This is a genomic window from Arenicella sp. 4NH20-0111, assembly GCF_040366405.1.
Lineage (GTDB): Bacteria > Pseudomonadota > Gammaproteobacteria > Arenicellales > Arenicellaceae > Arenicella.
The window spans coordinates 419,829-444,394 of sequence record NZ_BAABWF010000002.1 but is presented as its reverse complement, the minus strand read 5'-3'; the positions used below and the strand labels follow the sequence as shown (position 1 = coordinate 444,394).

Genomic DNA, 24,566 nt, shown 5'->3' with positions numbered 1-24,566 from the left:
TACTCTACTGAAAAAATCAGAAGTAAACGGGGCAGTCGTCAATGAAATCTGCCTAACCAAAAGGACATTGATCAACCAAAAAGAGATATGAAATACGTCGTTATTGTAGACTCAATGTCAAACATTCCAGCCCATGTCCTGAAAACCCGGGACCATATTAAGGCGATTCCGCTGAATACCGAAATAGGCGGTAAAGTTGGAATAGATATTCTAGACGCTGAAAAGTTAAAGCATTTCTATAAGCAGAACCTGCTTAAGGATAATGCTAAGGCAAACGCGACGAGCCCGACGCCTGAACAAATGACGGTATTTCTGCTTAACGAAATCGCCCCTCATTACGATTGTGCGATTTTTCAAAGCACGTCTGCTCTGCTAAGTGATGTTTTTAAAAACGTAAAAGAGTGTGCTAAAACGATAGAAAATGACGCGCGAATAGTACGGAAAATGGCTGGCATCACTGAACCATTTAGGTTGATATTCAGCAATAGCGGCAACTCTAGCTCAGGCCAAACGCTACTGGCTCTTTACACCGACGCTTTGTTGAACAAAGGCGTAGCCCTAGAAACCGTCGTTGAGAAAGCGGATGGTTTTAAAACAAACTTGAGGACTTACTCGGTCATCAGCGACATCATGCAAGCCCGATCTAGAATGAAAATGATCGGGCACAAAACGATCTCAATGACCTCGGCGGTTTCTGGTCAGCTTCAAAGGAATGCGCCCTTAGTTAGCGTATCCAACGATGTCTTCAGAATTGTGCACTTGAAAATTGGCTACAAACAAGCCATAAAGAGCTTATTTGAACATGCCGAGCAATGCATTGAAAGTGGACTACACCTGCCCATAATTCACGTTTCCTATGCGGGAGAAATTAGCAACTTGCATGGAATGAAAGAGTTTCAGTCCTTACAGAATAAAGCCAAACTGCACGGTGCCATGGTCATTTCTGGGATGATGTCCGTCAGCGCGTGCATCAACTACTCATCAGGATCGGTTTCCGTTGGAATCGCTCCTAAAGATCAAACATTAGATCCTAAATAGCCTGTTTTATATCCTAAATAACTACCACGCGATATTTCCGGAGTGGCGTCGCCCCCCCCCAAAAAAACCACATTCACCCAACTTTGACTGATGACCAGCCTTACTATTGGATAAAGACAGGAAGAACTCGCTCTGCCACTATTTGTAGATACGGGGTGTCATTATCATGACCAGTAATGACCACCATCAAGTCTAGCTCATCAACTAACGTGATCAACTGCCCCCAACCACCCTGAGCAGAAACACTGCTGTAATCAGTGTTGTTGAAGTTTAGGTCGGTACCCCACCAAAAATATCCATAACCTTGCTTAGTGACATCTGGGCCTCCAAAGTGGACATCCTCATCTCCCGTGTAGACTATTCTATCGATTGCCTTTGTAATAAAGGCTTCAGAAACAAGCTGTTTGCCGCCCCATCTCCCCTTGTTTCTAACCAAGGTTCCCCACTTAACCATGTCTCTCGATGTCATGCTGGTACGACTTCCGGATTGTGGGAGGCCGTTAATATCCGTCTTCCACTCGAAATTCGTTATGCCTAACTTATCGAGAAGCTCTCGTTCTATAAACTCCTTCGCCGTTCCGGGTACAACAGCCTCGAGAACTTGCATCACTAGTCTGGGGTCGTCCTGATACAAAAAGCTCTGAGACTGCTTGGTGATCGGCTCACTGTGCTCTAGATAAGCCTGAACATGCTTCTGTCCTTTGACCAGAGTATGATTTCCGTTGAGCTCTTCTTTCTTGTCTTTACTTATTCGAATACCAGAACGCATTGTCATCGCTTTGTGTAGCGTAATTTTATCGGCACCAGGCACAAATTTAGAAGGATCAAGGTCGTTGAGGAACCCTATCAATGGCTTATCTAGATCAGACATCGTTAAATACCCGAGCTCAATTGCACGTCCAATCGCTAAGCCAGTATAGGCTTTGGTCGCTGACGCTTGTGGATGAGGAAGGTCGATTCGCCCACGTAAATAATACGATTCAAACACAAGTTTATTCTTATGAACTACAAGTAGACTATCAAATTTGCCGTGCTTTGCATCGCCAATTTCGCGCGCCAGGTCGGCAAGTCTATCTCTACTGCGATCGTCTAGATCTAGTGTGCCAGCGAACACGTTACTTCCGCCTCCTATACCTGTTGGGTCTTCAATAACAATCGCCTTGGCAAGGTCAGGGATATCCTTAAACGCTAGCCCTACTTCTGCAAGCGTTGCCTTTGCTGATCGCTCCTCTCTATCCTGGGCAATGACGAGAGTCGTCCCACAGGATAAAGCAGCTGCTGCTAAAACTTTAATCCAAACGTTCATTTTCATCGGAAACCTATTGTTTTATTGTGAATAATGAAAACCAAAGTAATGGATTTAAAAACAATTACGTGAAGTCCACCTGATTTTTCGCTGACTTCTTGCTGATTGATTCAAAGACTAAAAGACGTTTAAAGCCACTTAAGCCAATAAAGAGTGCTTACACCCAATCCATTAACCTAAGATCAATCAGCTCATTCTGAGAGATAATTCAAAGACTAAAGTGCCTTAAATCCAGTCAACAACATGTCGGATGCTTCGTCTCGCAAAGGTATCAACGACTGATATTCTTCAGACTTAAACCAACGTTGTAACTTCGTTGCGTCAGGAAAAGTGACGATGGCAATGAGATTGAATGGGAATTCACCGTTCAAGTGCTCAAGTATGCTCCCGCGTATTAAAACTTCTCCGCCATGGTCCGAAATCGTTTTCGCTGCTTTGATCGAATATTCTTTGAACTTCTCATCTGACTTTATTCTGAGTTGCGCTACAAAAAATGCCTTCATAAAGATATCTCCTATGTCACTGAATATTCGCTTTTGTATATCTCGCCAATCACTTCGTGACGGTGGATAGAATCCAAAAAGGAGGTAAAACTATTAAAGGGCTCAATATCGATTTTTAGACTCTTTGCCCAATGAAGCTGTACGGCCAGGTAGAGATCTGCTGGCCCAAGAGAATCGCCACTAAGGAAAGCCGAGCTCTCTAATTGCCTGTCTATCAGGGAGAAAGTACTCAAAATATCGTTTGTTGCTTTTTGTTTTATGTCTTGTGTTGAGGTACCAAATCGTTCGGGGTAAAACATCCTCACGAAATGCGGATGAAGATTACAGTAAATAACAGACAACCATTTCAACGCTTGATAACGGTCAGGCACGCGATCTGGAAGTAAATGAGCTTCCGAATACTGTTCAGCCAGGTACAAATGGATGGCTACGCCCTCGGTTAAAACAAATTCCCCTGTATCGAGCGCAGGCACTTTTCCAAACGGGTTTATTGCCCTGTAGTCGGGGCTCAGATGCTCTTTCTTACTAAAGTCCAGCGTCACTGTTCTAAACTCGACGTTTGCTAGAGTGAGTGCGGCTTTAACGGCTAGTGAACACGCGCCATTGGCGTGGTACAAGGTATACATATCGGATTCTCCGGGTTCATTTTTAATTGCTGCCAAGAGAGTACAACCTCGATACCTGATAATAAATTATCGATTAATGCACTCTAATTGTGCGAAAATGCACCAATGAACGATTGGGACGATATTCGATATTTTCTTTCGGTGGCCAAGACAGGCAGCGTTACGGCTGCATCCCGCGAGTTGGGGGTCAACCATTCAACGGTATCGAGGAGAATCAAAGCGCTCGAAAAGCGTCATGGCGTGCGCCTATTCGACCAACTTAGGAGCGGCTATAAGATCACTGATCAAGCCGCAGACGTTTTTGAACTCGCACTTGAAATTGAAGCCCTTAGTCAATCATTTTCGCGCAAACTTCTGGGATTAGACTCGCGATTACAGGGGCCCGTTAACATTACAATGCCACACGATATTTTCGAGTTTTTTTTCGTCCAGCATCTTGCTGAATTTCAGCAACGTTACCCGAACATCTCAATCAACATGTTGGTCGCGAAGGGACTGAAAGATTTAGCCGCTAGAGAAGCTGACATCGCTGTGAGACTGTCAAGTAATCCACCAGACTATTTGGTTGGGCGAAAAATCTGCAACTTGGCGCACGGTATTTACCACTCAAACGACCTAGCTCTATCCGATCATACGAGGACACCTGTCATTGCGTGGACTGACCAACTAGGTATTCCCGATTGGGCAATAGCCCACGTCCATAAGCCATTCATAGCCCTAAAAGTAAATGACCTGCTGGCGATGTATAAAGCGGTTGAACAAGGTCTGGGCGTGGCACGTATGCCCGCCTATATGCACAATATGTATAAGAGCAACCACATCAACGTGCTGCCCGTAAATTTGCCTAAGTCCCCATGGGGAGTTTGGTTGCTCAGCCATGTCGACTTACGAAACACTTTGCGTGTGCAAACTTGCAGAGAATACATTTTTGAAAAACTAGAAAGCTCGATTGAATTATTTGAGAAAACCTAAAACAACCAAATTTAAACAATTATTTACTTAAACTATGATCTTCAAGATATTGTTTTATAACAAAAATGTGAAATAGTTGAATAGGGAAACCTGAGAAAAAATCGTGCCACTAAGTGCTATTTTTCAGCACGGGTCAGCCCGGTGTAGCCACGTTCGCCAACCTGTTTTCCAGGTACTCACCAATGGCCATACCGACGAACATGGACAGCAGAAACGCAACGGTCATTGGAGAAAGATAGATAATTGATGCGAAGGCTGGTCCAGGACAGTATCCATACAGCCCCCAACCTACTCCAAATAAAGACGCTCCGGAAACGAGTTTCACATCGACATCGGATCGTGTCGGTACGGAGAACACCTCGCCGAAGAGTGGTTCTTCCCTTGCGGTTAGAACGAACTTAAATCCGATATAGGTCGTGAGCACCGCAGCACCCATTACAAAAAGCAAGTCTGGGTCCCACTCACCGAAGACATCAAGAAACCCAATAACCTTGCTCGTGTCAGTCATACCCGACGAAGCAAGTCCTGCGCCGAAGAGAATGCCAGACAGCAACACACTAAGTAATTTTTTCACGCTTCACCTTTACCTTATGCCAACGGTCAGTATCGCGGCACCCATAAAAACAATGGTTGCTACTATGGATCGACCGGAAAAACGGCTAACACCGCATACCCCATGACCACTAGTGCAGCCATTACCCAATTTTACGCCTATGCCGACCAACAAACCCGCCAACAACGCTTCAGAAGGCGCATGGATGACCAATGGAATTGGCTTAGCCGTTAGAAAATGCAGAAGATAGGCTCCACCAACCACGCCCAACAGAAACCACCATCTCCAAAATCGATCGGTTGGCGCCACCCCTCTTGAGAGCGCCCCCCAAGCGATACCACTGATACCGGCAATTTTGCCGATCGACAGCATTAGAATTACAGCTGAGGCGCCGATTAATGCCCCTCCGAATATTGGCCAAATGGTCGTTTCCATAAAAAAGATACCTACGCTAAATTTAATTTATAAACTGTTGTTATCATGAGAAAAAGAGAACTTATTTTGAATCTCGCACAAAATTCCCAGGGCGCGTCACCACTGTGATAGAAAGCGCAATCAGTGTCGACTTCGGTAACAACCAGCTCTCTTACGTCGCCTATTCTTAATCAGTCGCGATCAAGGATTGCTTCAGGCCCGATATTGGAACCTTCAAGTAAGTAATATCGTTGGTATCTGGTTTCGGAAAGTGCCCAGCTCTCATATTGGTTTGAAGCGACGGGTAGATCAAACTCGGCATGCCTAGGGTGCCATCACGCGCCTCACGCATTGCAACGAATTCTTCTTCGGAAATTCCATGCCGAACGTGAATATTACTTCTCTTTTGCTCTAACACGGTGGTGAGAAAGGCTCTAGCGCGACCGTTCGGCTGGTAATCGTGACACATGAATAGACGAGTCTCATCCGGTAGCTTCAAAATTTTTTGGATTGATTGATACAATGACCGAGCATCCCCACCAGGAAAGTCAGCCCTCGCTGACCCACTGTCCGGCATGAAAATCGTATCTCCAACGAAGCATGCGTCTCCCATTAGGTGGACCATGCAAGCCGGCGTATGGCCTGGCGTATGAATTGCAACAGCCTCGATAGAACCAATATGATAGGTTTGCCCGTCCTCAAAGAGCACGTCGAATTGAGTTCCATCGCGCTTGAATTCTGCTGGCTCGTTAAATACCTCACCAAACGTTCGCTGCACGGAGTCAATGTGCTTACTGATGCCGATCTTTCCACCTGTCACGCTTTGAATGTAGGGTGCTGCCGATAAGTGGTCGGCGTGAACGTGGGTCTCTATCAAGTACACCACATTCAAGTTTCGCCGTTGAATGCAGTTCAATATTTGGTCGGCACTTTCATAATGAATGTTTCCAGACGCGTAGTCGAAATTTAGCACCGAGTCCACAACCGCACAATCTCTAGAATTTGGATCAATGACAATGTAAGAGAAGGTGCTTGAATTGTCCTCAAAAAAGGTCAGAACTTCTGGATGAGCAATCTGTTTCATGATCAACTTAGCTGATTTATTTTCAATGACGTAGCAAACAGCATGCCAATGTGTCATTACGATGCAAGTCATTGATTCATGACGACTTTGTAAATCAACGCTCAGCCAGAAGTGACATCGATTGACAAATATGACATTCTTTTGACAAACAAAGTCATGAGTATCTATGTAATGTCACAAGACAACTTAAGCCAAATGCTTGAAGGGTATGATGATCCCGCTATATTAGTAAGTGCGGACTACCAAATTTTAGCGACAAACAGCGCCTATCGACGCAAATTCGGCAAAATAATACTTGAAGATTCACCTAAGTGCTTTGCGGTCTCGCACGGCTATGATCGTCCTTGCGATCAAGCTGGGGAAGATTGCCCTTTAAAAGCGGCCCGAGAGTCAAAACGCAAAGAAAAAGTGCTTCACATACATCAGACACCAAACGGCAAAGAGCATGTTGATGTAGAAATGATCCCTATCTTCGATGAAAAAAATACCTTGAAGTTTTTCATTGAGCTTTTAAAACCAGTGCCTCTGGCAAGCGGACGGCCCAGCGACAAACAAATTGTTGGTCGCAGTAAAGCATTCAATGAAATGCTGGCTAAAGTCACCAAGGTGGCGACAACAGACGCCTCAGTTCTATTGCTGGGTGAGTCTGGCACCGGCAAGGAATTAATAAGCCGACTCACTCATTTTGCCAGCAAACGCAAAGAACACCCGATGGTAACACTCGAGTGCTCCGGTCTCAGCGAAACTCTAATAGAGAGCGAATTATTCGGACATCGAAAAGGCGCCTTCACAGGCGCGTACAACGACCGAAAAGGACTAGTTGAAATGGCCGATGGTGGGACATTATTCCTAGACGAAATCGGCGATATTTCACCATCGACGCAAGTAAAATTGCTGCGACTCATCGAAACCAAAACATTCAGGCCAGTGGGCGGCACTGAGGTCAAAACATCTGATTTCAGGCTAATCTGCGCCACACATCGAAACCTCGAAGCCATGGTCAAAGGAGGCACATTTCGCTTGGACCTGTACTATCGAATCAATGTATTTCCAATCAATATCCCCTCACTGTCTAACCGCCGAGAGGATTTGCCAGACCTGGTTGAGCATCTACTGCGTCAAGAAAACGACAAACTTCGCCTGACACCATCAGCCTTAAGGCTGTTAATGGCGCACAGATTTCCAGGGAATATACGTCAATTAAAAAACCTACTAACAAGAGCCGCTATCCTAAGCGAGTCAAACCTAATTGGTGAAGATAGTGTGCGTGAATCCATCACGCTTGATATGAAAACATCAACCACACAGGAGGTGGAAGAAAGAACATCAAATCCAGACGTATTAAGAGAAAATGAATCAGCTTACATCGCATGGCTTCTCAAAGAAAATAATGGAAACAAACCCGCGGTAGCTGAAGAACTGGGAATCAGCTTACGAACTCTCTACAGAAAGCTCAAAAGCTAACAAGTAGGTTTGCTGAGGGGCGGATTCAAACTTGAAACCGCCCCAACCAAAACCTAACGCTAGACTAGCGCCTATATTGCTGAACTCTAATGAGTGTTCTCTAGGCGATAAAAGCGCACTTGATCAAAGTCGTTAGCATTTCCGGTGTTGTTTTGAGAGTACGCACCCGCTTTGAAGTACATCCACTCATCAATCACGTCATATCCAGTACCGCCTGGAACGATGTTGTCCATATCAATATCAAGCTGACCGATAATTTCTCCATCTTTATCTCCCCTGCGGATCACCACTTCGATGATGGCTCCAACATTGTTGATTTCATATGAAAACAACTCGCCAGCAGCAATTCCATTATCGACAGGATCAGCTGCATCACTAGCGCGACTTCCGATAATATCAATATTAATATCGTCACCACCACGAACTTCGTGAACGGCGTAGATACTGCCTTTGGTATTGCCAGGTAATTTCCGGTAATAGAGTCGTAGCGGCTCATCATCTTCCGCATGAATTTGACCGATTATTACTCGACCCACCTGCCCTGATGAGCCCGTGCTCGTAACCTGATCTATGCTCAACGTTGCCTTAAGGCTGCCGCCCCGTGCACCAATATCTGGGTTTACGGGTTGATGATCTAAAGCCCAGTTGTTGGGCCCAACGCCTTGTGTACTAAAACTAACATCACCAGCTCTCAACATCTCGCGCAACTCCGAGCGTACATAACTGGTGTTTTGAGAGGTTCGCGAACCAGCAACAGTCGACTTAAATACCATCGCCCCATCTGAGCCACTAAAGAAGAATGGCTCTGACCCTGGAAATAATTCACCCGCCACAAAATTGAAATCCTGAGTACGCGCTGAAAACCCATCTCCGTTTCCAAACACATTACCCGCCGGCGTTGTTATGGGGCCGTTATCTGCATTAGGAGCATCTAAGGCCCAGCCAGTTAGGTCAAAGTTTTCCCATGGTTGAACCTCTGGATTAACGTCAAAATGCAATGCGTTTTTCTCAGCCTCTGTGTATTCAACGTCAACGGGACGTCTAACCAGAACTGGAACCCAAAACCTTATTCTATAAGTGCGACCGAAGAACCGAATAACCTTAGTAACGCGCTTCCAAACAATCACTAACTCAGTCGTCACCGGTGGAACAAACACGCCTTCAGGAAGAGTTGGAATCAACTCGATATCAGGATGATCACCGATAGGCAGCTCAACCGGCGGAAGGTCTACAACTTCAGGGCTGAAAAAACGAGTGTATTTGACAGCAACGTCGGTAATATCGATGCCATTATCATTTACTAACGTCGGATCGCCTCCAGGACTGTTAGAGGAACCAACCGCATTCGAATTCGCATACAGAGCCAACATTCCGAAACTAAACGATGCTGGGGCCGCATCAACAACAGTAAATGAGTCACCTAAGAAGCTGGCCACAATCTCCAGTTCGTCAGCGTCGGTTCGGCGCAACGTAAAGTCAACGGTGTACTGAGTATTTGGACTTATCACGTAACCAATGTCGTCGCTGTTTCCGAGCGAAGTAAACCCACTTGACGTTGTTAATAAGCGTCCTGTTGCTGAAGGGTTAGATCGGCGAATATCCAAATCGGTTCCTGAGTCCTCGCTCTCAATATCCAATTCTAGATAAAAGCCAGGCAACCCTGCAAAATCAGCGTTCGGAGCTGAGGAACTAAAACTGGTATTTTGGCCAAGTTGATCAACCGCAGTTCGCCCTAAAGCATCAAACAAACCAATGCGAATATCTTCCCCTGTTGTTGCTACGGTTGCTGGGGTAACAAATGAAATTGATGTTTCAAGCACATCACCCGCGTTTGCCAGAATTTGTGAATCAAAGAGCCCGTGGATTTGGCGACCAGATGAGCCGCTAACCAAGCCTATAGAATTGCTATTAAACTCGATCGCGTCAGACGTGCTTGACGCGAAGTAATCCATATCAACATCGACGGTGCCATCATCGCCTAGATTGTCATCAACAACCGATGATCGAATGAACTCAATATTAAGGTTAGTGATATCCAAGCCGTTGTCGGGCTCGCCCGGAACATTGGACGTGCCCATTGCATCGGAGGAGACATTAATTGCCATCATTCCAAACTCAGTTGACAGTGGAGCCGAGTCGCTAATAGAGAATGATCTGCCTAAAAAGTTCGCAGAGACATCGAGACCATCCGCCGTACGTTCAATGGTCAAGTAAACGGTGTAATCCGTATCCGGAACAATGGTATACCCAATATCTTCACCGTTTTCGCGCGCGAAGCCGCCGTTTGTATTCAATAAACGGCCTGTTACGGTCGGAGTGGAACGTCCAATCTCTAAATCGGTCAATGGGCTGTACCTTTCCACATCAATTTCGACGTAATAACCAGGCAGACCAGCAAACAGAGGGTTGGGACTGGCCGAGCTAAAGTTCGTGTTTGCACCAAGCTCCGAGGCCGAATCTCGACCCAGATGATCGAACAACCCTATTCGAATGTCATCACCGCCAATCGAGACCGTCTGTGGCGTAGTAAAGCTTAACGTCGCTCTGAGTAGGTCCCCTTCTCTCTCTAAGGACTGCGTTGGAAACAAAGTATGGATATGTCGCCCAGATGGGCCACTGACAATACCGATGGAATCCGCATTGAATTCAATCGCATCACCATTATTTGAGGCAAAATAGTTGGCATCAGCTCCAACTGTCCCGCTCGCTGCAAAATCATCTGAGACAACGACCAAGGAAACGTCACTGCCATTACTATCGCCGTCACCGTCGCCATTTCCATCACCACCACCCGTGTCAGCACCCTCAGTGGTAGTGGATTCCACGTAAACACTGACAAGATCAATTCCGTTATCTGGGTCGCTGGGCGTATTAGAGGTGCCGAACGCATCTGAAGACGCATTAACAGCCAGCATGCCAATATTAAAGGAGGCTGGCACCAAGTCAGTCGCCGTAAACGTCTCGCCAGCAAACTCGGCCTGAATATCCAATGTACTGGCGGCGGTTCGAGTAACCCTCAAGACCACCGTATACTCGGTGTTTGATGCAAACACATACCCGATATCAGGTCCGTTGCCAATGCTGGAAAAGCCTGATGACGTTGAAATGGATCGGCCTGTCACACTGGGGTCGGACCGACGGATATCCAAGTCGCTCGTTGGGTCAGTACTTTCAACATCCAGTTCTAAATAGAACCCAGGCAAGCCTTCAAAGACCGGATTGGGCGCGCTGCTACTGTAGCTGGTGTTTTGCCCCAACTCAGTCGCAGACGTGCGTTCCAAATGATCAAAAAGCCCAATTCTGATATCTTCGCCGCTGACCGCAACGGTAGCAGGCGTGGAAAATGTGATCGTGGCTTCTAAAAAGTCCCCCGCTGCTGCCAAAGTCTGGGTTTCAAATAGAGCGTGAATTTGACGACTCGACGACCCACTTACCAATCCGATTGTATCAGCATTAAATTCGATAGCGCTTGTGGTGCTTGACGCAAAATAGGATGCGTCAGTGTTGGCTGGATCCGTCCCATCAATTAGAAAAACGTCGTCAACAACTTCTGCAAACACCACGGTGCCAGTGCCACCGTCCGACCCATCATCAGGGTTATCGATGACGTCTGGATCTCCGGGAGTAAACTCAGCACTAACTCGGGTAATATCAAGACCGTTATCATTAATAATATTGGGGTCTACACCCGCCGTATTTGATGAACCCAGAGCACCACTGGAAACACCCATTGCCAACATACCAAAACTGTAAGACGCTGGGGCCAAATCAGTTGATGTATGTGATGCCCCATTGAAATCCACGCGAATATCTAACGTTCCGGACACCGTTCTCGTGGCTGTTAACACAACCGTATATTCGGTGCTAGCCTCAATAACGTAACCCAGATCGGGGCCGCTTCCGAAAGCCGTAAATCCTGATGTAGTGCTCAGTAGGCGTCCTGTGGCGGATGGATCCGAACGACGAATATCCAAATCAGTCGCTGGATCAGCGGCTTCTATGTCTAATTCTACGTAAAACCCAGGTAATCCAGAAAAACTAGGGTTTGGGCTAGAACTGCTGTAAGAGGTGTTCTGACCCAGTTGGTCTGCCGTGTTACGCTCTAAGTGATCGAACAGACCAATACGAATGTCTTCATTGCCTATCGCAACCGTAGCAGGTGTACTGAACGTGACCGAGGTCGACAATGAGTCTCCAGCGTTGGCCAACGTTTGAGTCTCAAAAAGGCCGTGAATCTGTCGCCCAGAGGACCCGCTAACTAAACCAATCGAATTTGCGTTAAATTCGATCGCGTCACCAGTGCTTGACCCAAAATAGGCAGCATCCGTCGAGGCGGTGCCGCTTATCGCAAAATCATCATCGACCACATTCGTGGCGTAAACAGAGGCGGAGAAGACCACCCAAAGAAAAACAAAAATCCTAGTTAAGTATTTGATATTCATTAGTAATGTTTCATTATTTTGAATTTATAGACATATGGAACACATTGCGAAGCCATCCATATCATGCTGATACTCTTAAAAGGCCAGGTATTAGCATTACTATCTTTAGGAATTTTCAACTACCCAAATTCCTCCTTTGACACAACGTCATACATTCAAAAAGAACGCACTTCCCTATTCATCTGCATCAAACGCTATCAATAAATAATGTAAGACAAAAAATAATCTTATATTTTACTAATTATAATGTATTGGTCATACCAATATTTGTAGGGAATTAACTGTACAACATTGTGATTAGCCAGAACGTTCATCACCTAAAGACAACCGGAAACAAATTTATTGTTATATTATAGATACTTACCAATTAAACTTCATACTTAGCTTGAAAAATAGGTATTGTTATCTGCTTCGGCTTTCTTTGTGAAAGATAATGAGAAACTTTGACGTGCAGTGATTTAATATCAAACCCTGATATCTGTCAATGAAATAGGTAAAACAAATTGATTTATATTGGTAAGACCAATATAAGCTATGTAGAAAGCAATTACGCGTAAACAACGAAAAGTGGATTCGGTAAGTGCTAGATGAGGGCGAGTTAATTCAGGCAATTTGGGTTGGAAGCTAAGGTCGTAAGGGTGAACCTCGGCGTTGTAAATTGAGCCCTAGGTCCATTTCGATGGAAACCCAGTCACAATAAGTAGCGACATTACTGATGGTTATTGAGGGATCTAGGTTTATGCAACGACACTTCCCTGCTAAAAAAATGATTGAATCTGCTAATTAGAATTATTGCAAAATATAAGCATCATCAAAATTCAATGTCAGCTGTGATTTCACCAATCAGATTCTCATTGTTTGTCACAAGTCAGCATCTGGAGAAGAAAAAAATGATCGCCGAACGAAGGACGCACGTTTTACTTCTTGATACTAAGAAGCAAAACGTGCGTGCCTAACTGTAAATACGCCGAGACAGAATTCTCTGGTTGCATCGGCGTAAGAATTTATCCAGCGGCATAAACGGGCGATTCGAATTTACATCTAAAAGTCCATACGAACTCCTACCTCCCAACGACGCCCTGCTGCCGGAGCGAAATCTTTAACAATTGAGCCATGATGTCTTTGCTCATCGTCCGTTAAATTGCGACCATGCAAAAACAGGTGTAGGTCGTTACCCGCCAACTCCATTGTTCGCTGGATAAAGAGGCTAACATCTTCATAACTATCCGTGGGCAGCTCGAAGCCAGCGACACGACGCTGATTGCTCACTCGTAAATAGTCCAAGCCGACTTCCCAAAAATCGCTCTTCCAAGAAAGCCCGAGAGCGCTCCTCGCAGCAGGTATTCGAGGCAAATTAGAGTTGTCGCCATCTTGATCCAACTGACCACGCACGACATCAAACATAAAATTAAGGTCTAGATCACCGTTACCAATCGAAGCGAGATGAAGCTGCCCTTTTAGATTTACACCGGTAAAGGAAGCGTCGTCTTGTCGCCATAGGAATACGGCCAGCTCATTTATTTCTTCACCAGTACCGATTTCATAGATGTAGTTATCAAATTGCATGGTATAAACGCTAGCATTGAGTTTAAGCCAGTCACCGGTGTAACCTGAAGATAGTGTGAAGCCGACTACATCTTCCTCCCTTAAATTAGGATCACCAACCTCAAACGCATTCGTCGCCAAGTGTGCTCCATTACTGTAGAGCTCCTCAGCTGTGGGGGCGCGACTTGAAAGATCAACCATGCCAGACAGACTAAACCTGTCATTTATTGAATGGACCAAACCCAGTGATGCACTGAACAAGTCAAAGCTGAGGTCCGGCAATTGCTCTAAGGAAGGCGAGTGCTCAACCTGCTCAAACCGAACTCCTGCTTCAATTTCACCCCAATCCAACGTGTGTTGCCCCACCCAAAAGAGCCCCACAGTTTCGCTATCAACGGGAGGCACAAACGCTTCCTCACCGACCGCGCTGAACTCGCGCTTACCGAGCTGCAAACCCAGTGCTCCATCGAAACCAAACCAAGATTCATGCCGTAACTCCGCTCGACCTTCCCACGCTTTATTTTTAAATCGCGTTCCGATTTCACCGTTAGATTCAAACTCATTGTGTTCATAGTCATTAATACCGAGTCGAAAGTTCATACTTTCGATTCCGTTGATTGGGTTGTTCATTTGGCCTTGAATATCGAAACGAGTCTGCGAAAGGTCAATCATTCCAGGCTCTTCAGAACCTTCCTCCTCTCCGTGTTCTTCTTCATCATGATCTTCATGACCGTCTTCCTCATGGCCATGAGAATGACCGCCCACAAGTCCATAGTCCGCGTTTAACGAACTGATTGAAATGCCGGCAAAACCACTCTCTCCGATCAAACTGAACCCAATGGCCCCTCCTCGACGTTCGGATCGACTGCCTTCTAGCACACCAAAGATCTCCTCATCTTCGTGCTCGCCATCGTGCTCGCCATCGTGCTGGCCATCGTGCTCGTCATGATCGTCGTCTTCGTGATGCTCTTCGGCTTCTTCTGCGGCCATCAGAAGAGCAGATTCAGCAAAACCCGGAATATCGTAATCATCGGCATCGCTTGAAAAAGCGTCTAAATGGACTAGCACATTGTCGCTCAATGGCACATCTATCGTAAAAGCCGCATTCGTGGCATTGGCATTATCAGTTGCCCGAAATTGAACACGACCAGTCGCTTCATCTATCATTTCATCGTGAATTCGAGAGGTTGACACGTCCACGACTCCCCCTATTGCACCACTACCAAACAGCAACGTACTTGCCCCTCGAAGTACCGTAATTTGGTTGGCAATCAAGGGCTCTATGCCCACGGCATGGTCACCAGAGGTAACCGACACGTCAAGCGTATCGATTCGATCTTCCGTTGTTTTGACACGGGGCCCGGCAAGACCGTGAATTATTGGCCTGCCGACCGCAGAGCCAAAGCTGGCCGATTGAATGCCGGCCTCCCCAGATAATGTCGCACCTAGCGAAAACTGTACTTCTCGCGCTAGTTCATCTCCGGCTAAAACGCTCAAAGACTGGGCTGTTCCATTGTTTGCCAAGGGATGTGCAACGACATGGATTTCTTCTAGGGGCGATTCTGAGCCAGTATCAGTTTGAGCCAGACTGACTAGCGGCTGAGTCAGTCCGAGGACAAACATAGCGATATGGGTTCTTTTTAACATGATTCTCTACCTAAAGCGGACTGATGATTTACAGATCGCGCGTAATGGAGGGCTCAGCATTAGCGTCGATATGGTGAGCCATAATTCTAAATACTGAGATCATTTTTTCAATCTCAATTGGGGTATCCGAGTTAATCCTGACAGTGCAACGGAGGTGCTCGAGAATCATAAGGCTGGTTAAAGAGAAGGTTTGAGTTAAGAGCAAAGTAACAATCCGGCTTGGTATCACTCAGCAAGGCATACGACTGGCCTGATGCCTCACTATGCTTGGCACTGTGGTCTTGAGTGGCGTAAACTTCACACAAATGTTCGTGCTCGCCATCTATGCATTCAATGTCATGCAACGACACAGCGCTTTGCGTCACGAGCAATGCCAATGCCAATGCCAATGCCAATGCCAATGCCAACAATAATTTGCTTACCAAAGGATTCATTTAATTGAAGGCGGATTACTTGCCATGACGCTTGACCAATTTTGTTTCACCAAATCGCATACCTACCTATTCGACGCCACTTAGTTTCGAACAACAAGCACAACGCACCGAGTGTAAACGCACATCAGCACTCTCTATTTATGTTACACTATAACATAACATAACATACATAGATAGAAAAATTGCATTTCACCTTAACTTCCAGTTCAGAGCGAAGCCCTCTTTAACCCTTACAACCCTTACAACCCATCAAATTGCATCTATAATTCATACAACAAAATATCCTCGGTTGAGAGTGGAATAACCGTAATACGGTAACTAAATGAGTAATTCTTCCCTAAAAATCTATATTTTAATTTGCGTCATATCTTGGCTTTCTGCTTACTCTTCCAGTAAAAACCAGGAAACTCTGAGACTTGCTACGTTCAATGTCAGCATAGAAGCAACTAATTACCTTTCCCGCAATGACATTGCTGAAGATCCAACTCGGTCGGCGATTGTAGGAAGACTACTCACGAACGGGGATCATCCGCAAATCAGAAACATAGCTGAGATCATTCAGCGTACACGACCTGACGTGCTTCTTCTTAACGAGTTTGATTACATCAAAGACCCAGAGCAAGGTATTGAGTTATTTATCAAGAACTATCTGAATGTCTCACAAAACTCGCAACCGAAAATAGACTACCCGTACTACTACATTGCACCAGTCAATACCGGCGTGCCCAGTCCTTTTGATCTGGATAACAACGGGACCAAAACCGGCGTTGCCGGCGATGCTTATGGCTTTGGGTATTATCCTGGGCAGTACGCTATGGCCTTGTTATCGCAACACCCAATTAAACATAAAGAAATTAGGACACTCAAATCGTTTTTATGGAAAGACATGCCTGACGCGCTCAAACCATATAATCGAGACGGCTCGCCCTGGTATTCAAATGAAGAATGGAACAAACTAAGATTGTCGTCAAAATCACATTGGGATATTCCGATAGAACTCAAAAAAGGCAAGTTGCACATTATTGCTGCGCACCCCACCCCACCGACTTTTGACGGAGATGAAGACAGGAATGGAAAGCGCAACCATGATGAAATTCGATTAATCAACGACTATATTTCCGATAAACCTTATCTAAAAGATGACAAAGGGACAGTCGGAGGGTTAAACAAAGATTCCAGATTTGTGGTCATGGGTGACCTCAATTCTTCCCCCGATGAAGGGGACTCAATTAAAACCGCTATACGCCAACTGACCGACCATCCCTTGGTTGATTCAAGTTGCGTGCCCCGCTCGAGCGCTGGCCAGCTGGCTCGCCCCGACAACCAGTTTGCCTCAGAACATACTGCCGCATGGGGATTGAGGGTAGACTATGTTCTGCCCTCGAGACTGGGATTGAAAACAACGAATTGTGGCATCTTTTGGCCTGACAAAAATCACCCTCAGTACACTCTCATCGAAACACGAAAAGCATCGTCTGACCATCGACTCGTATGGGTAGACATAGCACTCGATTGATGGTCAGGTAAACGCACATTGAATCCAGTTGAGTATCAGCGAGCAGTAATTCGTTGATCAGGTTTTAGAGACATTTTCACTGACTTTAAACGAAATCTAATGTCAATAGTAAGCGTTTCTGTGTATCGCAAAGCTGAGGCGAGCGATGCACTAAACCACCCCCCTCGTTACCCAACCAAGATTCACCTTTTAGTAGTGCGACGTCACCTTCTTCTAGTTGATGTATATCACTGCTTTCTAAATACAAGCCAGACTCTTCGTCGCTTTTACCCTTGCTGCCAACACCCAGCTTAGATCGATCCACCACCTCGTGCCTAAGCCATTCCGTGGCTACGCCACTGTAAGTAGTTACCAAGCGCCAAGGCACTCGATCCACGTGGAATTTCGGACACATTGCCCGATCCAATGTAGCAAGTCTTAAGCCGACTTGCTCAAGATCAAACAAACAACAAAACATGACGACAATTTCCGCCACGTCATCGCTCACAAGCTGCGCGTCACTATTAGCTCCTAAAACGTCGTAGAGACTATCATAGGCATCATATTGACTGACTGAGGTCGACACTTTAAAAAAGGGCTTCGAGTCAATGATTCGCTGAGCTGCGGCCGATAAATCAGGCGGCACAGAACGTTGCCAAGTAGCAATATTAACGTCGTCTCTATATATATCGGCAAGCACATCAGCCTGTGTAGAGCTTGTTGGCTCACGCTCGAACTTAGTATTCAATTGTCGATCATGTCTGGCAGGAATGGTCATATTATTTATCAATTAAGTTATCTCGGAAGTTAGTTTTTTCGGACGACTCATCAGGGTGCACGCGTGACACCAAACCCTCGTGGTTTGCACATCGAAATAGACTTGCCTCCCAGTCCTGACTTAGTTCATGGGCAATAATCTCAATTTTGCTTTCACCCAACTGCTCCAACGCCACCTCAGTCAGGGCGCCTTGCGAATAGTTGTACACGAACTCACCTTTATCGGTAATAAACGTCGCTTTCAGTCTCTCAGCATTAATACCACTCAAGAATAAATACAATTTGGTGTGATCAAACACAAACCTTGGTGCAAAACGCCACCCCACACTCAAATAACCCTCCCCCTTATTTTGAGCCCTGATGAAGCCACTTTCAGGAAAGGAGGGTTCTAACTGACCTGCCGACTCGAGTTCATTCAAAGACTCTAAAAACGAGTCAGGGGGCCGAACCGATTGAGGCCCATCAAGCAACGAACTATCAATCACACCGTGTTCGGAAAACACAAGCGTGACATCACCGCCTCCGTGCTCACCCAAGTAATCCGTTATCTTAGCCCTATCCTGCTCGCTGTATAAATCTTGCTTGTTACCGACAACGACATCAGCAATGGCGATTTGCTGACGAAAAGTATCATGTTCGGCATAACGGTGGTCTGATAGTTGCCTTGCATCAAGCAACGTGATGATTTTCTGAACTGTCAACACACTCTGAAAACTCTTTTCATTAAGGGTGTCCAGCACCTCTTTAGGATGACCTAACCCAGTAGGCTCGATCAGTAAACGATCGGGCTTCGCTTGCCTCAAGAGCTGAGACAGCGCTACACGCATAGGCAGCCCGGCAGTACAACACATACATCCACCTGGCACTTCCCTCACAAACACCTTTCCATCTTGGGCACACTCACCTTCAATTATCGCGCCATCGACGCCAATCTCACCAAACTCATTTACCAACACTGCCCAGCGCTCGTGTTTGGGTTTATGTTTAAGAAGATGCAGTATGGTAGAGGTTTTCCCAGCGCCTAAAAAACCAGTGACTATATTGGTCGGTACACCCAATATCTTTTCTGTGTTTTGCTTCATAAGATCGTAAAACTACTCGGTTAACGATGCGTCGACCACCGCGACCTTTTGATTCAAAGAGTCTGCGTGGAGATAAAAACAGTGCCTACGACCAGTATGGCAAGCAGCCCCTGTTTGATTTACCAAACACAAAATAGCGTCACCATCACAGTCAATCGAAAGCGACACCAACTCCTGAACATGCCCACTGGTTTTCCCTTTGACCCACAATTGATTTCGACTGCGTGACCAATACGTCACGCACCCTGAGGCCAGCGTCTCTGTTAACGCAAGTTCATTCATCCAAGCCAACATCAACACTTCTTTGCTAGTAGCATCCTGAGTCACGACAGGCAACAGACCCCTCTGGTCAAACCCTAACTGACTAATGACGTCCATGAGTTCCATCTCAGTCGACGCTGACGCATTTTCGAGGTGTTGGAAATATTTACGTTCCATTTCGACTACTCATTTTAATACTTCTCGATTTTGATATTTCTAGCCTACCGCAAAGCTCTACCTTCGAACCTTTTGCAATCTCCACCGTCTCAATTGTCTTACTCATTCGTACTCACTTTCAAATGACTTTCAGAAATCAAACAAGAAGCCAAAAATAAACAGGGCAATAGAAACCGCACTTTCGATTGATCTAATCTTCTTTTGCGTGACAGCTCTGGCAGATACAATTTAGCTCAAACTGTGGACTATCCAGAAGAAACCCAGCCTGCTGGATCATTAACTTGAGTTCTTCATACTTACCAGAATTGACACTCAATTCCTTGACTGTAAAGCACTCTCTGCAAATTAAAAACTGAGAGGCACTGTGTTTCTTCTTACAATCTATATGCGAGCAAACGATAAATTTATTCGCAGTTTCTAACTTATGCACCAAATGCTCACGCTGCAAAAACTCCATTACTCGATAAACCGTCACAACAGGGACTGGTTCATGAAACATCCGTTCATACTCGTCGGCGAGCTCATAGGCTGATACCGCCTTTTGGGTTTGCAGCAATATCGAAAATAAATTGACTCGCTTCTCAGTGATCGGCACGCCATGCGCCTTACATTCCTTTTCAGCTATATCCACCATCGCCTTTGCCGCGTTCATGTCTTTACCTAAACTCAATGGATGAAGATTTTGGAAGCAAAATGCCTGCTCCTTGACCGGACTCCGATACCCAATTAACTTCAATTTTTTGAAGCCCGGGGAATCTGGCAAATAAATGTACATTTACAGAGTCAGGAACCTGATTGTCAGTACAGGAAAACAAATATTCAGCGGCAATCTCGCTGTGCTCGTTTGGCTCACGACCATCACCATGATGTTCTTGGTCGTGATGTTCTTGGTCGTGATGTTCTTGGTCGTGATGTTCTTGGGTCACCCTAGGTCTCCCTGCGGGCCCCAGCACAGAGACTTGAACACGACTTATAGAACAATTTGAACCTTGAATTGACAACACATTCTCCGGCGAACTCAAAACCGCTTTGGAAGCGACTACGCTATCCACTTCAGATTGAGATGTTGGACTATATTCAAACCCTAAGAAGTTTACCGCAGGGGATGTTAAATGCACTTGGACTGCCCCCTCCTCAATTGCCACGGTCATTCGCCCCGCACCGTGGTTATGGATTTCATGCGAGGTAGACCTTGCACAGACACCACCATTGTAAATCAGAGAAAAAACGGTAAACGCTAACAGATTTTTTTTCACATGCTCTCCTTAAGAACCATAGAAAGATTCAAGTTTATGAAAATTCAAGCTGTAGGCCGCCATTGCAATACTGTTGCCATTTTGTTTAGTTTCTATCACTCCCTGAACCCAAACCGGGTCATAAATACTATCGAACTTAATTGGCTCGGTGCTGATTACGTATACTGTTTGGTTGGGAGGTGGCGGTGGCTTATGGTAACAAGCACCAAAATACGGCACCAGAAAAAACTCAGTCACAGAGTTTCCAGAATCAAACTCAACCGGCACAATAAAACCAGGCAACCTGACGCTTTGACCGTCCATTTCAGCGATGACTTCTGAAGAATAGGCTTGCGGCGGAGCACCATAGTACCCTCCCCCTAAACCAGACGCATCTGAGTAGTAATCGTCTGTGTATCTATTATCGATTATTTCCAAAGAACCAATGTTTGAATCGGCCCCGCTGCTCGCAGGATTTGCTTCAACGGGTTTCAAGTCTTCCCATCCAAGCTCTCTGTATTCGAGGGCCCCCACTTCAGCCTGTTGACTACAGGCACTGACCAGCAAAAAACCTGCCGCCATCCAGAAGAACTTAATTCCCAGCCATTTAGATTTCATGTCACGTAGATGAGTTTCCAGCAAATTAAAGTTGATGCGTTGTGATAAAGTCAACTGCAATGTTATACTATAACACTATTGTGAAGAATACTAGCAGGACTCTTTATGAGTTTTAAAGATCAAAGACCACTCATTGAGCTAAACCAAGTTGTTTTTTCATATACAACCGACTCAAGTCGATGTGTTCTAAACATACCGTCCTGGAGTGTATCTGATCAAGAACATGTATTGCTTGTTGGTAGCTCAGGCAGCGGGAAGTCAACACTGTTAAACCTATTAAGTGGACTGCTTATCCCAAGCAAGGGTGCGATGACGGTGGCTGGCCATACCCTGGAAAAGATGAATGGTCGAGAACGAGACAAATTTCGATCTACACACATAGGATATGTGGCGCAAAACTTCAATTTGATACCTTACCTTTCTGCCGTAGATAACATAAAGCTGGCATTACATTTTGGCTCAAATACGAGCAATAAACGTTTCAAAGTTGAAATCGTCGAGCTTCTTGCACAGCTCAATATTAGTCAATCACATTGGAATAAGCCTATCAGTCAGTTAAGTATTGGCCAACAACAACGAATTGCTATTGCCCGAGCAATTATAAACAAACCGAAAATCATCATTGCCGATGAGCCAACCTCATCACTGGATCAAAGCAATAGAGATAATTTCATGTCAATTTTAATGGAAGCGACGAAGACTCATGATACGACACTGATCTTCGTTAGCCATGACCTGTCACTCAGTCGCTATTTTGACCGCATTGACTCCATGTCAGACATCAACAAGACAGAGAGTTAGACATGCTTTTAAGACTTGCCATTAAGAGCTTACTCGATAGAAAAAGTTCAGTGTTGTTAACCTGTTTCGCACTGACCATCAGTATTTTCGTGTTGTTAGGGGTAGAACACATTCGCAAAGAATCTAAGGAAAGCTTTTCGAGCACCATTTCTGGTGCGGACTTGATCGTTGGAGCCAAGAGCGGCCGCCTCAACCTCTTGTTGTACTCGGTATTCAGAATGGGATCGCCAATAAACAACATCAGCTGGCGCTCATACCAAAATATCGCCGCAGCGCCGGATGTCGACTGGACCATTCCCATCTCCTTAGGAGATTCTCATAATGGATTCCGAGTCCTAGGCACAAACAACGACTATTTTGAATACTTTAAATACGGTAGAAAACAATCATTGTCCTTCGAACTAGGCAATCAGTTTCGGAGCAATTTTGATGTCGTATTGGGTGCCGAGGTTGCCGCAAGTCTAAAATACAAGTTAGGCGACAAAGTTGTCTTATCACATGGAATTGGTGACACGAGCTTTACCATTCACGACGAAAATCCTTTCACGATCACGGGTATTCTCACCTCGACGGGCACCCCGGTTGATCAAACAGTGCATGTTGGACTAGAGGGCATAGAAGCAATCCATCAAGGTATCGGATCAACTCACGCCAAATTAAAACCCTCGAGCATCACGGCGTTTATCATTGGGCTCAAATCTCGCATTTCCACGTTCAAGCTTCAGCGCCACATTAACGAAATGCAAGAAGAACCACTGATGGCTATTTTACCGGGCGTCGCGCTATCTGAACTCTGGCGCATGATGTCAATGTTAGAGAACACCCTACTGTTAATTTCATCCATGGTTTTTGTTGCGGCCGTACTGGGTTTAACCGCGGTATTAGCGTCGTCGATTAGAGAGCGTCGCAAAGAAATTTCACTATTGCGGACCATCGGCGCACCACCCTCTTTTCTTTTTCTTCTATTTCAGCTTGAAGCGCTACTAGTAAGTCTAGTAAGCATGTTCACTGGCAGTGCACTACTCTGTGTTTCGCTCTCCATATCGCAATCCCAAATATCAAAACAGTTTGGGTTGCACCTTAGCACCACTCCCTTTTCAATGAACAGTCTATCGATTCTACTTTCAATGATGTTTATTACGGCGCTAGCGGCTTCACTGCCCGCTTTTCAGGCGTACAAAGAAGCCAAGACCGCATATTGAGTCAATGGTTCAAAACCATTATTGCAATGTTATACTATAACATGTGATAATCATTGCATGAACTTACACAGACAACTTTCCAACCCAATTAAATTAAACGTTATCACACCAAGCCTGCACATGATCGCTTTGCGCTTATAAATGATCAGAGCACTCCCATCGCAGCAACGCAGCAAAGTGTATGACGCCTTTTAAGGTTCTCTGCTATTTGGTCACCAAACGTCTTTAGTTTGTGATGGTTGATTCAAAAGCGATTACCCCAAAAAAATAAAATCCAAAAAATGAAAACTAAATATTTGGCGCTAGCCGCTACTAACTTAGCCGTCCACAACGCGGCTGCAGAACACTCTATTAGACGAAGAATGCTGGCTCTGTTCGTTTGTATCGACTTAGGTTCAGCAAAAACCGAACAAAGCTTTCGTTTGACTGCTAAAGACATGCTTTAGTCTAGGACTCACAATGACATCAGAATTACTAAACGGCGCAATTATCCGTTCCATCCCTTGGGTTGATCGACTCGCAATCAGTATATCAATGCTGTGTATTATACATTGCTTATTCTCACCGCTATTACTCTTGGCTCTGCCCGTATTGATGCCGACTTTTCTAGGAGGAGAAACACTGCATTTTTGGCTGGTTCTCGCCGTAATACCATCGAGCATCTTCGCTCTGGGCATGGGTTGCAAGCAACATAAGAGAACTCAATTTCTTTTCCTAGGTTTTATAGGATTGAGCTTTCTGCTGCTCGGGATAGCATCCGAAGTATTGGGGCTGGAGCACCTCTGGGAAAGGGTTTTTACCGTAGCTGGAGGGATACTCATAGGGTTAGCCCACGTACGAAATTTCAAACTCTGCCGCGATACAACTGATTGCAGCTGTTAACAAACAAG

Annotated in this window: 23 protein-coding genes; 8 read left to right on the top strand and 15 right to left on the bottom strand. The window is 45.4% G+C overall.

Annotated elements, in window-relative coordinates; all coding sequences use genetic code 11:
• The first annotated feature begins 87 nt into the window (after positions 1 to 87).
• Complete coding sequence (locus ABWW54_RS06020; RefSeq protein WP_353411170.1) at positions 88 to 1,038, top strand: DegV family protein; 951 nt, start codon at positions 88 to 90, stop codon at positions 1,036 to 1,038.
• 103 nt (positions 1,039 to 1,141) lie between these two features.
• Here ABWW54_RS06020 and ABWW54_RS06015 read toward each other — a convergent pair whose 3' ends face one another.
• The 3 genes from ABWW54_RS06015 to ABWW54_RS06005 form a co-directional block, all read right to left on the bottom strand.
• A complete protein-coding gene (locus ABWW54_RS06015) occupies positions 1,142 to 2,350 on the bottom strand; it encodes a serine hydrolase domain-containing protein (RefSeq protein ID WP_353411169.1) in 1,209 nt (402 codons plus the stop codon).
• Positions 2,351 to 2,559: 209 nt separating this feature from the next.
• Positions 2,560 to 2,847 (bottom strand): DUF1330 domain-containing protein, encoded by a 288-nt coding sequence (locus tag ABWW54_RS06010; RefSeq protein ID WP_353411167.1) that lies wholly within the window; start codon positions 2,845 to 2,847, stop codon positions 2,560 to 2,562.
• A gap of 11 nt (positions 2,848 to 2,858) precedes the next feature.
• Positions 2,859 to 3,509, bottom strand: coding sequence for a glutathione S-transferase family protein (locus ABWW54_RS06005; RefSeq protein ID WP_353411165.1), 651 nt, complete (start codon positions 3,507 to 3,509; stop codon positions 2,859 to 2,861).
• A gap of 69 nt (positions 3,510 to 3,578) precedes the next feature.
• Between ABWW54_RS06005 and ABWW54_RS06000 the strand changes: the two genes are divergently transcribed.
• Positions 3,579 to 4,445 (top strand): LysR family transcriptional regulator, encoded by an 867-nt coding sequence (locus tag ABWW54_RS06000; protein WP_353411163.1) that lies wholly within the window; start codon positions 3,579 to 3,581, stop codon positions 4,443 to 4,445.
• A 133-nt stretch (positions 4,446 to 4,578) separates the two neighbouring features.
• On the opposite strand, the gene ABWW54_RS05995 is transcribed toward ABWW54_RS06000, so the two are convergent.
• The 3 genes from ABWW54_RS05995 to ABWW54_RS05985 form a co-directional block, all read right to left on the bottom strand.
• A complete protein-coding gene (locus tag ABWW54_RS05995) occupies positions 4,579 to 5,001 on the bottom strand; it encodes a DUF6691 family protein (RefSeq protein WP_353411161.1) in 423 nt (140 codons plus the stop codon).
• Positions 5,002 to 5,028: 27 nt separating this feature from the next.
• Complete coding sequence (locus ABWW54_RS05990; protein ID WP_353411159.1) at positions 5,029 to 5,433, bottom strand: YeeE/YedE family protein; 405 nt, start codon at positions 5,431 to 5,433, stop codon at positions 5,029 to 5,031.
• A gap of 166 nt (positions 5,434 to 5,599) precedes the next feature.
• Positions 5,600 to 6,496 (bottom strand): MBL fold metallo-hydrolase, encoded by an 897-nt coding sequence (locus ABWW54_RS05985; protein WP_353411603.1) that lies wholly within the window; start codon positions 6,494 to 6,496, stop codon positions 5,600 to 5,602.
• Between the two features lie 156 nt (positions 6,497 to 6,652).
• Here ABWW54_RS05985 and ABWW54_RS05980 point away from each other — a divergent pair, with 156 nt between their 5' ends.
• The gene (locus ABWW54_RS05980; protein WP_353411157.1) at positions 6,653 to 7,960 is read left to right on the top strand and encodes a sigma-54 interaction domain-containing protein; all 1,308 of its coding nucleotides are present in this window, start codon (positions 6,653 to 6,655) and stop codon (positions 7,958 to 7,960) included.
• A gap of 86 nt (positions 7,961 to 8,046) precedes the next feature.
• Here the strand turns inward: ABWW54_RS05980 and ABWW54_RS05975 are convergent, their stop codons facing one another.
• The 3 genes from ABWW54_RS05975 to ABWW54_RS05965 form a co-directional block, all read right to left on the bottom strand.
• The gene (locus ABWW54_RS05975; protein WP_353411155.1) at positions 8,047 to 12,402 is read right to left on the bottom strand and encodes a polysaccharide lyase family 7 protein; all 4,356 of its coding nucleotides are present in this window, start codon (positions 12,400 to 12,402) and stop codon (positions 8,047 to 8,049) included.
• A 1,041-nt stretch (positions 12,403 to 13,443) separates the two neighbouring features.
• Positions 13,444 to 15,594, bottom strand: coding sequence for a TonB-dependent receptor (locus tag ABWW54_RS05970; RefSeq protein ID WP_353411153.1), 2,151 nt, complete (start codon positions 15,592 to 15,594; stop codon positions 13,444 to 13,446).
• 131 nt (positions 15,595 to 15,725) lie between these two features.
• The gene (locus ABWW54_RS05965) at positions 15,726 to 16,028 is read right to left on the bottom strand and encodes a hypothetical protein (RefSeq protein WP_353411151.1); all 303 of its coding nucleotides are present in this window, start codon (positions 16,026 to 16,028) and stop codon (positions 15,726 to 15,728) included.
• 322 nt (positions 16,029 to 16,350) lie between these two features.
• Here ABWW54_RS05965 and ABWW54_RS05960 point away from each other — a divergent pair, with 322 nt between their 5' ends.
• Positions 16,351 to 17,544 (top strand): endonuclease/exonuclease/phosphatase family protein, encoded by a 1,194-nt coding sequence (locus tag ABWW54_RS05960; protein ID WP_353411149.1) that lies wholly within the window; start codon positions 16,351 to 16,353, stop codon positions 17,542 to 17,544.
• An 85-nt stretch (positions 17,545 to 17,629) separates the two neighbouring features.
• On the opposite strand, the gene ABWW54_RS05955 is transcribed toward ABWW54_RS05960, so the two are convergent.
• The 6 genes from ABWW54_RS05955 to ABWW54_RS05930 form a co-directional block, all read right to left on the bottom strand.
• A complete protein-coding gene (locus tag ABWW54_RS05955; protein WP_353411148.1) occupies positions 17,630 to 18,301 on the bottom strand; it encodes a DUF1826 domain-containing protein in 672 nt (223 codons plus the stop codon).
• A 1-nt stretch (position 18,302) separates the two neighbouring features.
• Positions 18,303 to 19,382 carry a CobW family GTP-binding protein gene (locus ABWW54_RS05950; RefSeq protein ID WP_353411146.1) on the bottom strand — a complete coding sequence of 360 codons (1,080 nt, stop codon included), beginning with the start codon at positions 19,380 to 19,382 and terminating at the stop codon, positions 18,303 to 18,305.
• Positions 19,383 to 19,394: 12 nt separating this feature from the next.
• Positions 19,395 to 19,820, bottom strand: a complete 426-nt coding sequence (hisI, locus tag ABWW54_RS05945; RefSeq protein ID WP_353411144.1) for a phosphoribosyl-AMP cyclohydrolase — start codon at positions 19,818 to 19,820, stop codon at positions 19,395 to 19,397.
• Positions 19,821 to 20,010: 190 nt separating this feature from the next.
• The gene (locus tag ABWW54_RS05940) at positions 20,011 to 20,472 is read right to left on the bottom strand and encodes a transcriptional repressor (RefSeq protein ID WP_353411142.1); all 462 of its coding nucleotides are present in this window, start codon (positions 20,470 to 20,472) and stop codon (positions 20,011 to 20,013) included.
• A 4-nt stretch (positions 20,473 to 20,476) separates the two neighbouring features.
• Entirely contained in the window at positions 20,477 to 21,076 is a 600-nt protein-coding gene (locus tag ABWW54_RS05935; RefSeq protein WP_353411140.1) for a ZrgA family zinc uptake protein, read from the bottom strand.
• Between the two features lie 9 nt (positions 21,077 to 21,085).
• Positions 21,086 to 21,673 (bottom strand): DUF3299 domain-containing protein, encoded by a 588-nt coding sequence (locus tag ABWW54_RS05930; protein ID WP_353411138.1) that lies wholly within the window; start codon positions 21,671 to 21,673, stop codon positions 21,086 to 21,088.
• 105 nt (positions 21,674 to 21,778) lie between these two features.
• On the opposite strand from ABWW54_RS05930, the gene ABWW54_RS05925 reads away from it, so the two are divergent.
• The 4 genes from ABWW54_RS05925 to ABWW54_RS05910 all read left to right on the top strand — a co-directional run bounded on the left by ABWW54_RS05925 (position 21,779) and on the right by ABWW54_RS05910 (position 24,558).
• Positions 21,779 to 22,474, top strand: a complete 696-nt coding sequence (locus ABWW54_RS05925; RefSeq protein ID WP_353411136.1) for an ABC transporter ATP-binding protein — start codon at positions 21,779 to 21,781, stop codon at positions 22,472 to 22,474.
• A gap of 2 nt (positions 22,475 to 22,476) precedes the next feature.
• Entirely contained in the window at positions 22,477 to 23,676 is a 1,200-nt protein-coding gene (locus ABWW54_RS05920) for an ABC transporter permease (RefSeq protein WP_353411134.1), read from the top strand.
• A gap of 281 nt (positions 23,677 to 23,957) precedes the next feature.
• A complete protein-coding gene (locus tag ABWW54_RS05915; protein ID WP_353411132.1) occupies positions 23,958 to 24,122 on the top strand; it encodes a hypothetical protein in 165 nt (54 codons plus the stop codon).
• A 13-nt stretch (positions 24,123 to 24,135) separates the two neighbouring features.
• Complete coding sequence (locus tag ABWW54_RS05910) at positions 24,136 to 24,558, top strand: MerC domain-containing protein (RefSeq protein ID WP_353411130.1); 423 nt, start codon at positions 24,136 to 24,138, stop codon at positions 24,556 to 24,558.
• Positions 24,559 to 24,566: the final 8 nt, after the last annotated feature.

What these genes read in the sequence shown, in the direction of transcription:
- ABWW54_RS06020 (WP_353411170.1), top strand. Translation starts at nt 88, where the DNA reads ATGAAATACGTCGTTATTGTAGACTCAATGTCAAACATTCCAGCCCAT.
- ABWW54_RS06015 (WP_353411169.1), bottom strand. Translation starts at nt 2,350, where the DNA reads ATGAAAATGAACGTTTGGATTAAAGTTTTAGCAGCAGCTGCTTTATCC.
- ABWW54_RS06010 (WP_353411167.1), bottom strand. Translation starts at nt 2,847, where the DNA reads ATGAAGGCATTTTTTGTAGCGCAACTCAGAATAAAGTCAGATGAGAAG.
- ABWW54_RS06000 (WP_353411163.1), top strand. Translation starts at nt 3,579, where the DNA reads ATGAACGATTGGGACGATATTCGATATTTTCTTTCGGTGGCCAAGACA.
- ABWW54_RS05990 (WP_353411159.1), bottom strand. Translation starts at nt 5,433, where the DNA reads ATGGAAACGACCATTTGGCCAATATTCGGAGGGGCATTAATCGGCGCC.
- ABWW54_RS05985 (WP_353411603.1), bottom strand. Translation starts at nt 6,496, where the DNA reads ATGAAACAGATTGCTCATCCAGAAGTTCTGACCTTTTTTGAGGACAAT.
- ABWW54_RS05980 (WP_353411157.1), top strand. Translation starts at nt 6,653, where the DNA reads ATGAGTATCTATGTAATGTCACAAGACAACTTAAGCCAAATGCTTGAA.
- ABWW54_RS05975 (WP_353411155.1), bottom strand. Translation starts at nt 12,402, where the DNA reads ATGAATATCAAATACTTAACTAGGATTTTTGTTTTTCTTTGGGTGGTC.
- ABWW54_RS05970 (WP_353411153.1), bottom strand. Translation starts at nt 15,594, where the DNA reads ATGTTAAAAAGAACCCATATCGCTATGTTTGTCCTCGGACTGACTCAG.
- ABWW54_RS05965 (WP_353411151.1), bottom strand. Translation starts at nt 16,028, where the DNA reads ATGAATCCTTTGGTAAGCAAATTATTGTTGGCATTGGCATTGGCATTG.
- ABWW54_RS05960 (WP_353411149.1), top strand. Translation starts at nt 16,351, where the DNA reads ATGAGTAATTCTTCCCTAAAAATCTATATTTTAATTTGCGTCATATCT.
- ABWW54_RS05955 (WP_353411148.1), bottom strand. Translation starts at nt 18,301, where the DNA reads ATGACCATTCCTGCCAGACATGATCGACAATTGAATACTAAGTTCGAG.
- ABWW54_RS05950 (WP_353411146.1), bottom strand. Translation starts at nt 19,382, where the DNA reads ATGAAGCAAAACACAGAAAAGATATTGGGTGTACCGACCAATATAGTC.
- hisI (WP_353411144.1), bottom strand. Translation starts at nt 19,820, where the DNA reads ATGGAACGTAAATATTTCCAACACCTCGAAAATGCGTCAGCGTCGACT.
- ABWW54_RS05940 (WP_353411142.1), bottom strand. Translation starts at nt 20,472, where the DNA reads ATGAACGCGGCAAAGGCGATGGTGGATATAGCTGAAAAGGAATGTAAG.
- ABWW54_RS05930 (WP_353411138.1), bottom strand. Translation starts at nt 21,673, where the DNA reads ATGAAATCTAAATGGCTGGGAATTAAGTTCTTCTGGATGGCGGCAGGT.
- ABWW54_RS05925 (WP_353411136.1), top strand. Translation starts at nt 21,779, where the DNA reads ATGAGTTTTAAAGATCAAAGACCACTCATTGAGCTAAACCAAGTTGTT.
- ABWW54_RS05920 (WP_353411134.1), top strand. Translation starts at nt 22,477, where the DNA reads ATGCTTTTAAGACTTGCCATTAAGAGCTTACTCGATAGAAAAAGTTCA.
- ABWW54_RS05915 (WP_353411132.1), top strand. Translation starts at nt 23,958, where the DNA reads ATGAAAACTAAATATTTGGCGCTAGCCGCTACTAACTTAGCCGTCCAC.
- ABWW54_RS05910 (WP_353411130.1), top strand. Translation starts at nt 24,136, where the DNA reads ATGACATCAGAATTACTAAACGGCGCAATTATCCGTTCCATCCCTTGG.